This is a genomic window from Cellulomonas septica (genome assembly GCF_012396155.1).
GTDB classification, from domain to species: Bacteria; Actinomycetota; Actinomycetes; order Actinomycetales; family Cellulomonadaceae; genus Cellulomonas; species Cellulomonas septica.
The window spans coordinates 1-7,478 of the sequence record NZ_JAAXOY010000118.1; the positions used below are offsets into that span (position 1 = coordinate 1).

9 protein-coding genes are annotated in these 7,478 nt (G+C 73.5%); 2 read left to right on the forward strand and 7 right to left on the reverse strand.

The features are described from left to right. Together truB and HGA02_RS06635 are read right to left on the reverse strand one after the other, a co-directional pair. Nucleotides 1-699: tRNA pseudouridine(55) synthase TruB (gene truB, locus HGA02_RS06630; protein WP_168678365.1), on the reverse strand; the 699-nt coding region annotated here is incomplete at its 3' end. Next, nucleotides 696-1,271: a TetR/AcrR family transcriptional regulator gene (locus HGA02_RS06635; RefSeq protein WP_343035329.1), complete on the reverse strand. Its 576-nt coding sequence runs from the start codon at nucleotides 1,269-1,271 to the stop codon at nucleotides 696-698. The genes HGA02_RS06635 and truB, both read right to left, overlap by 4 nt. A 77-nt stretch (nucleotides 1,272-1,348) precedes the next feature. Here HGA02_RS06635 and HGA02_RS06640 point away from each other — a divergent pair, with 77 nt between their 5' ends. Then, on the forward strand, nucleotides 1,349-2,821 hold the full coding sequence (locus HGA02_RS06640; RefSeq protein ID WP_168678366.1) for a DHA2 family efflux MFS transporter permease subunit: 1,473 nt from the start codon (nucleotides 1,349-1,351) through the stop codon (nucleotides 2,819-2,821). 117 nt (nucleotides 2,822-2,938) lie between these two features. Here HGA02_RS06640 and rbfA read toward each other — a convergent pair whose 3' ends face one another. The 4 genes from rbfA to HGA02_RS06660 form a co-directional block, all read right to left on the reverse strand. Beyond that, nucleotides 2,939-3,382, reverse strand: coding sequence for a 30S ribosome-binding factor RbfA (gene rbfA, locus HGA02_RS06645; RefSeq protein ID WP_168678367.1), 444 nt, complete (start codon nucleotides 3,380-3,382; stop codon nucleotides 2,939-2,941). 75 nt (nucleotides 3,383-3,457) lie between these two features. Then, complete coding sequence (infB, locus tag HGA02_RS06650; RefSeq protein ID WP_246247507.1) at nucleotides 3,458-5,308, reverse strand: translation initiation factor IF-2; 1,851 nt, start codon at nucleotides 5,306-5,308, stop codon at nucleotides 3,458-3,460. Continuing rightward, nucleotides 5,224-6,138 (reverse strand): YgfZ/GcvT domain-containing protein, encoded by a 915-nt coding sequence (locus tag HGA02_RS06655; RefSeq protein ID WP_425483035.1) that lies wholly within the window; start codon nucleotides 6,136-6,138, stop codon nucleotides 5,224-5,226. The genes infB and HGA02_RS06655 overlap by 85 nt, the downstream gene beginning before the upstream one ends. 4 nt (nucleotides 6,139-6,142) lie before the next feature. Then, nucleotides 6,143-6,724 (reverse strand): heme-binding beta-barrel domain-containing protein, encoded by a 582-nt coding sequence (locus HGA02_RS06660; protein ID WP_168678369.1) that lies wholly within the window; start codon nucleotides 6,722-6,724, stop codon nucleotides 6,143-6,145. 166 nt (nucleotides 6,725-6,890) lie between these two features. On the opposite strand from HGA02_RS06660, the gene HGA02_RS06665 reads away from it, so the two are divergent. Beyond that, complete coding sequence (locus HGA02_RS06665; RefSeq protein ID WP_343035331.1) at nucleotides 6,891-7,262, forward strand: DsrE family protein; 372 nt, start codon at nucleotides 6,891-6,893, stop codon at nucleotides 7,260-7,262. Between the two features lie 13 nt (nucleotides 7,263-7,275). On the opposite strand, the gene HGA02_RS06670 is transcribed toward HGA02_RS06665, so the two are convergent. After that, on the reverse strand, nucleotides 7,276-7,478 hold a 203-nt coding region (locus tag HGA02_RS06670), incomplete at its 5' end, for a DUF4395 family protein (protein WP_168678371.1).

Below are 7,478 nucleotides of genomic sequence, written 5' to 3' on the forward strand. Positions count from 1 at the left end.
GGCGAGCTCGTCGAGCGTGCGGGCGACGTCCAGGCCGAAGCCCCCGACTCGCGTGCGGCGCAGCGCCGTGAGGTGCCCGCCGACGCCCAGCGCCACGCCCACGTCACGCGCGAGCGCGCGCACGTACGTGCCCGACGAGCACACGACCGTGACGTCGACGTCGAGCGCGGGCACCCCGTCGACCACGACCACCCGGCGGTCGTGCACGTCGAAGCGCGACACGGTCACGGGCCGGGCGGCGAGCTCGACCCGCTCCCCCGCCCGGACACGCGCGTACGCACGCTCACCGGCGACCTTGATCGCCGACACCGAGCTGGGCACCTGCTGGATCGGGCCCGTGAGCGCCGCGACCGCCGCGCCGAGCGCCGCGTCCGTCACCCCGGACGCGTCCCGCGCCGCCACGACCTCACCCTCGGCGTCGTCGGTCGTCGTCGCGACGCCGAGCCGGACCGTCGCGGTGTACTCCTTGTCCGCGCCGACGACATAGGTGAGGAGCCTCGTCGCGCGTCCGATGCCGAGCACGAGCACGCCCGTGGCCATCGGGTCGAGCGTGCCGGCGTGCCCGACCTTGCGCGTCGCCGCGAGGCGACGGGTGCGCGCGACGACGTCGTGGCTGGTCCAGCCCTGCGGCTTGTCGACGACGACGAGGCCGTCGGCGGCGGTCGGACGTCGCGGGCCGGCGGGGGTCGGACGGTTCACGAGAGGCGGGCGATGCCGTCGAGCGTGCACAGGACGAGCCCGTCCATGCCGTCGTCCTCGCCCTGGTGCCGGTGCGCGTCGACGGCCAGGAGCACGTTGATGAGCATGCCCTGCGCGACGAAGACACGCGCCTCGTCCTCGGTCGCGCCCGAGCGCTCGCGGAACAGCCGGAAGGCCTCGCCGAGCGTGTGCCGCGCGACGCGCCCGACCTCGTCGTCGGCACCCGCGATGAAGCCGTGCATGAGCAGGCGGAGCAGGTCCCGGTCGTCGAGCAGACCGACGTACGCGTCGCCCATCATCTTGCCCGCCTCCGGCCCCGCGGGGACGCCCGCGAGCGCAGCGAGCACCTCCGCGCTCGCCTGGCGGTAGGCCTCGAGGAAGAGCTCGCGCTTCGAGCCGAAGAGCCGCACGACGTAGGGCTGCGACACCCCGGCCGCGCGCGCGACCTCGTCGGTCGAGGCGGCGTACCCGCCCTCGGCGAAGACGCGGCGGGCGGCGACGAGGATCTGCTCGCGTCGCTCCGCGCCGGTCATGCGCTGCGGGGCGCTGGTCTGGTCGGTCGTGGACGGCACCTTGACAGGTTATCAGCCGATGCCTACGTTCGCTCTTGTTAGTAATCACTCAATGCCAACAAGCCCGAGGAGTCGACGTGACCTCCACCGCCACCGCACCTCCCCCGAGCGCGAGCCCCGCCCCGAGCCGGACCGACCGGCCCGCCGGACGTCGCGGCAGCCGCGCCGTCCCGGTCGGCGTCGCGCTCGTCGCGGCGTCGCTGCCGATGTTCATGGCCACGCTCGACAACCTCGTCATGACCACCGCGCTCCCCGTCCTGCAGGTCGAGCTGTCCGCGTCGCTCGAGCAGCTGCAGTGGATGGTCAACGCCTACACGCTGTCGTTCGCGAGCCTCATGATCGCCGCCGCGACGCTCGGCGACCGGCTCGGCCGCCGCCGGGTCTTCGTCACCGGCATCGCGGTCTTCGCCCTCGCGTCCATCGCCTCCGCGCTCGCGACCGACGCCGGCACGCTCATCGCCGCGCGCGCCGTCCAGGGCGCCGGTGCGGCCGCGGTCATGCCGCTGTCGCTCACGCTGCTCGCCGGGTCCGTCCCCGCGGCGCGCCGGGCGATGGCCATCGGCATCTGGGGCGCCGTCTCCGGCCTCGGTGTCGCGCTCGGACCCGTCATCGGCGGCGCCGTCGTCGACGGCATCGCGTGGCAGGCGATCTTCTGGATCAACGTGCCCGTCGCGATCGTGGCGATCCCGCTCGTGCGCTGGGCGCTGCCCGAGTCGCACGGCCGCCGCCAGCCGCTCGACGTGCCCGGGCTGCTCCCCGCCGGCGGCGGCGTGCTGTCGACCGTGTGGGCGATCATCCGCGGCAACGACGACGGCTGGGGCTCCGCCCGGGTCGTCGGCGGGCTCGTCCTCGGCGCCGTCCTGCTCGTCGCGTTCCTGCGCCGCGAGTCCCGCACGGACCACCCGCTGGTCCCGCTGCGCCTGTTCCGCGTCCGCTCGTTCAGCGTCGCCAACGCGACCGCCCTGCTCTTCTCCGTCGGCGTCTTCGGGATCGTCTTCCTGCTCTCGCAGTACCTGCAGGTCGGCCTCGGCTACTCGCCGCTCGAGGCGGGTCTGCGCACCCTGCCCTGGACGGCCGCGCCCATGCTGGTCGCACCGCTCGCCGGGATGCTCGCGCCGCGCGTCGGCGTCCGCCCGCTCCTCACGGCGGGCCTCGCGCTGCAGGCCGCGGGCCTGGCCTGGCAGGGGCTGCTCGTCGGCGGCGACGTCGTCTACGCCGACCTCGTGCCGGGCCTCGTCCTCGCCGGCGTCGGCATGGGCCTGACGTTCGCCCCCAGCGCGACCGCGGTGCTCGCCGACATGGGCGCCGACGACCACGGCACCGCGAGCTCCGTCAACGCGACCATCCGCGAGCTCGGCGGCGCGCTCGGCGTCGCGGTCCTCGTCGCCGTCTTCCAGGCCGCCGACGGGACGCTCACCCCCGCGGGCTACACCGCCGGGCTGCAGCCCGCGATGCTCGTCGCCGCCGCGATCGTCGGCGTCGGGGCGGTCATCGCGCTCGCGATGCCCCGCTCCACCGGCCGGGGCGTCACCGGCGTCGCCGCGCACTGACACCACCCGGGACGTGACGAGCCCCCGACCGGTTCCGCACCGGTCGGGGGCTCGTCGTCGTCCAGGTGGCGCCCGTCGTCGGGCCGCGCGGTCGTCCTCACCCGAGGACGCCGCTCGTCAGGCCTGGGCGTCCTCGTCCTCGTCGCCGGGACGGCGGTACGGGTCCGCCTCCCCCGCGTACGACGCCTGCGCGGCGAGCGCCGCGACCTCGGCGTCCCGCCGTGCGGCCTCGACCAGCGCCGCGTCGAGGTGCGCCGCGGTCTCCGGCACCGCGTCCAGGTGGAACGCGAGCGTCGGGGTCAGCCGGATGCCGGTCTGCTTGCCGACCTCCGACCGGATGACGCCCTTCGCGCTCTCGAGCGCCTTCGCGCTGCCGTCGCGCGCCTCGTCGTCGCCGTACACCGTGTAGAAGACGTCGGCGTGCTGCAGGTCCCCGGTCACGCGGACGTCCGTGACGGTGACGAACCCGAGGCGCGGGTCCTTGATGCGCGTGTCGAGCATCTGCGCGACGACCTGCTGGATCCGCTCCGCCAGCTTCCTGGCCCGTCCAGTGTCAGCCATGACACGTCCTTTCTCTCAGCCCAACCAGCTAGAAGCCTCGCACGAGGACGCACCGAGCCCGGCCGCTACGGACGATCAGACGCGCGGCTTCTCGCGCATCTCCCACGTCTCGATGACGTCCTCGACCTGCAGGTCGTTGAACGACCCCAGACCGATACCGCACTCGAAGCCCTCGCGGACCTCGGTGGCGTCGTCCTTGAACCGCTTGAGCGACTCGATCGTGAGGTTGTCCCCGATGACCTTGCCGCCGCGCAGCACGCGGGCCTTCGTGTTCCGGCGGATGAGGCCCGAGCGCACGATGGAACCGGCGATGTTGCCGAACTTGGAGGAGCGGAAGACCTCGCGGATCTCCGCGGAGCCCAGCTGGACCTCCTCGTACTCCGGCTTGAGCATGCCCTTGAGGGCCGCCTCGACGTCGTCGATCGCCTGGTAGATGACCGAGTAGAAGCGCACGTCGACGCCCTCGCGGTCGGCCAGGTCCTCGACGCGCTCCGCGAACTTCACGTTGAAGCCGATGATGATCGCGTTGTCGACCGTCGCCAGGTTGACGTCGTTCTGCGTGATGGCACCCACACCGCGGTGGATGACGCGCAGGTCGACCTCCTCGCCGACGTCGATCTTGAGCAGCGCGTCCTCGAGCGCCTCGACGGCACCCGACACGTCGCCCTTGAGGACCAGGTTGAGGGTCTCGACCTTGCCCTGCGCGAGCGCCTGCGTGAAGTCCTCGAGGCTGATGCGCTTGCGGCGCTTGGCCAGGAGGGCGGCGCGCTCGGCGGCCTCGCGCTTCTCGGCGATCTGACGTGCCGTGCGCTCCTCGGGAGCGACGAGCAGTGTGTCACCGGCGCTCGGCACCGACGCCAGGCCGAGGACCTGGACCGGACGGGCCGGGCCCGCCTCGACGACGGTGTTGCCGTGCTCGTCGAACATCGCCCGGACGCGGCCGTGGGCCGTGCCCGCGACGATCGCGTCGCCGACGCGCAGCGTGCCGGACTGGACCAGCACCGTCGCGACGGCACCGCGGCCCTTGTCGAGGTTCGCCTCGATGGCGACACCGCGCGCGTCCTTGTCGGGGTTGGCCCGCAGGTCGAGCGCCGCGTCGGCCGTCAGGAGGACGGCCTCGAGCAGCTGGTCGATGCCCAGGTTCTGCTTCGCGGAGACGTCGACGAACATCGTGTCGCCGCCGTACTCCTCGGCCACGAGGTTGTACTCGGTGAGCTGCTGGCGGATCTTGGCGGGGTTGGCCCCCTCCTTGTCCACCTTGTTCACCGCGACCACGATCGGCACGTTGGCGGCCTGCGCGTGGTTGAGCGCCTCGATCGTCTGGGGCATCACGCCGTCGTCGGCCGCGACCACGAGGATCGCGATGTCCGTGACCTGCGCACCACGGGCACGCATGGCGGTGAACGCCTCGTGACCCGGGGTGTCGATGAACGTGATGGCCCGCTCGTTGCCCTCGTGCTCCTTGGTGACCTGGTAGGCACCGATGTGCTGGGTGATGCCGCCGGCCTCACCCGCGACGACGTCCGTGGACCGGATGGCGTCGAGGAGCTTGGTCTTGCCGTGGTCGACGTGACCCATGACGGTCACGACCGGCGGACGCGCCTGCAGGTCGTCGTCGCCCTCGGCCTCGAGCTCGGCGTCCAGGTCGATGTCGAAGGCCCCGAGCAGCTCGCGGTCCTCCTCCTCGGCCGACACCATCTCGATGACGTAGCCCAGCTCCTGGGCGAGCGCGCCGAACGTGTCCTCGTCGAGCGACTGCGTCGCGGTCGCCATCTCACCGAGGTGGAACAGCACCGTGACGAGCGCCGCCGGGTTGGCGTCGATCTTGTCGGCGAAGTCGTTCAGGGACGACCCGTGCCGCAGGCGGATGACGGTCGAGCCGTTGCCGCGCGGGACGCTGACGCCACCGAGCGACGGGGCCTGCATCGCCTCGAACTCCTGGCGCTTCGCACGCTTCGACTTCCGCCCGCGGACGGGACGACCGCCGGCGCGACCGAACGCACCCTGCGTGGAGCCGCGACCGGCACCACCGGGACGACCGCCGCCGCCGCCGGGACGACCGGCGAAACCACCGCCGCCGCCGGGCGCACCACCGCCGCCACCGGGACGACCGCCGAAGCCGCCACGACCGCCGCCGCCACCACCGCCGGGACGAGCACGAGCCGCCACGCGCGGTCCGCGCCCGGGTGCTCCTCGTCGGAGGGGCCGTACCGCGTGCCGCCCGGGGCGGTGGTGGGCCACGGGTCGCGCCACGTGACGGGCTCGCCCTCGGCACCCTCCGCGTCGACCGGCTCGCCGATCGCCGCCCAGTCGTCGGTGACGTCGTCGATCTCGACGCGCAGCATGAACTTCATCCGGTTCAGCCACGCCGCGAGCGCGACGGGCGTCTCGGTGACCAGCCAGGTCGCCTCACCGTCGTCGACGACGGCCGCGGCGTGCTCGACGTGCCCCTGCGGCGACAGCACGAGCAGCTCGGTCGACGTGCGCGGCGGCAGCGCCGCGACCTCCTGCGACGTGATGGAGTTCAGCCAGCTCAGCCGGTCGGGCCCGGCGACGCGCACGACGCCGAGGTTCGACTGGTCGACGACCGCGCCGCCGCGCGTGAGCGCACGCTGCTCGGCCGTCGGGTCGCCGTAGTGCCACGCGACGCCGGCGTCGGGACCGGACCCCGCGACGGCCCCGCGCCGCTGCAGCAGCGGGCTCGTGTGCCGCACGGCCTCGCCGTGCGCGGTCTGCTCGACGGCGTCGGCGGTCATGGCGTCAGCCCTCGCTCGCGTCGGCGCGGCTGAGCCGCGCGGAGGCGTACGACTGCATCGGCTGGCCGAAGGCCGCAAGGTCGTGCGCCCACATGAGGTCGCCCTGGACCAGCCCGTACAGACGCTTGCCCGCGGTCACCTCGGCACCCGTCGCGGTGCGGGCGATCAGGTCGCTCACCAGGTCGATGCGGCCCTTGCCGACCTCGCCGACGTAGACGGCGACGTGGCCCGACGGGTCGGACACGAGCAGCTCGACGGGGTGCTGGTCCGCTCCGAGCCCGTCCGGACGCTCGGGCGGGACACGCCAGTACCCGGACTCGGTCGACCACACGGGACCGGGTCCGTCCGACGCGACGGTGCCGGCGTCCGCGTCGAGCGACGCGGCGTCGTCCGGCGCGACGACGAGCCGGATCGTGGACGTGTACGAGAGGTACGGGCCGCCGTCGTGGTCGATCACGACCTCCTGCGTGAAGGCGGTCTCCTCGATCCCGGGGTAGCCGACGACCCCCTCGCCGGTCCAGGTGCCCACGAGCCACGCGAGCGGGTACACCTCGGGGGCCAGCCCCTCGGGCAGGACGAACGCCATGTCAGGCCTCTCGACGGATCAGCTCTGGCTCTTGAACAGCTTCCAGACGACGAGCCCGGCGACCCACGCGATCGCCAGGGTCGCCGCGACGAGCAGGCCGATGAAGACTCCCTCGAGCGCAGTCATGCACCGAATCCTAACGACGCGGCACGCCTACGCTGTTCCGGTGAGCAGCGGTGTGCGACCCCTCGTGATCAAGACCACGTCCGGCCTCGAGCGTCCGGAGGCGACGAACCAGGCGTTCACCGTCGCCGCAGCGGCCGTCGCGGCCGGTGCGGACGTCTCCCTGTGGCTGACCGGCGAGTCGGCGTGGTTCGCTCTCCCGGGCCGCGCGGACGACCTCGACCTGCCGCACGCGACGCCCCTCGCGGACCTCCTGGAGGTGATCCTCGAGGGCGGCGCGGTGACGGTCTGCACGCAGTGCGCGGCCCGGCGCGAGATCACCGAGGACGACGTCATCCCGGGCATCCGCGTCGCGGGCGCCGCGGTGTTCGTCGAGGAGACCCTGGCCCCCCAGGCCCAGGCCCTCGTCTACTGACCCTCGTCCACGCTCAGGCGCGGCGGAGGCGCAGGCCGAGCAGGTAGAGCTCGCAGCCGAGGCACAGGCCGAACGCCGCGTTGAGGAACGCCGCGACGAGCGCGACGGCGGCCGCGACCGGCACGGCGACGGCGACGCCCAGCGCGCCGAGCAGCACACCGACGCCCGTCACGAGCAGGCCGACGAGCTGCGCGAACCGCGGCGGCCGCGGGTCCT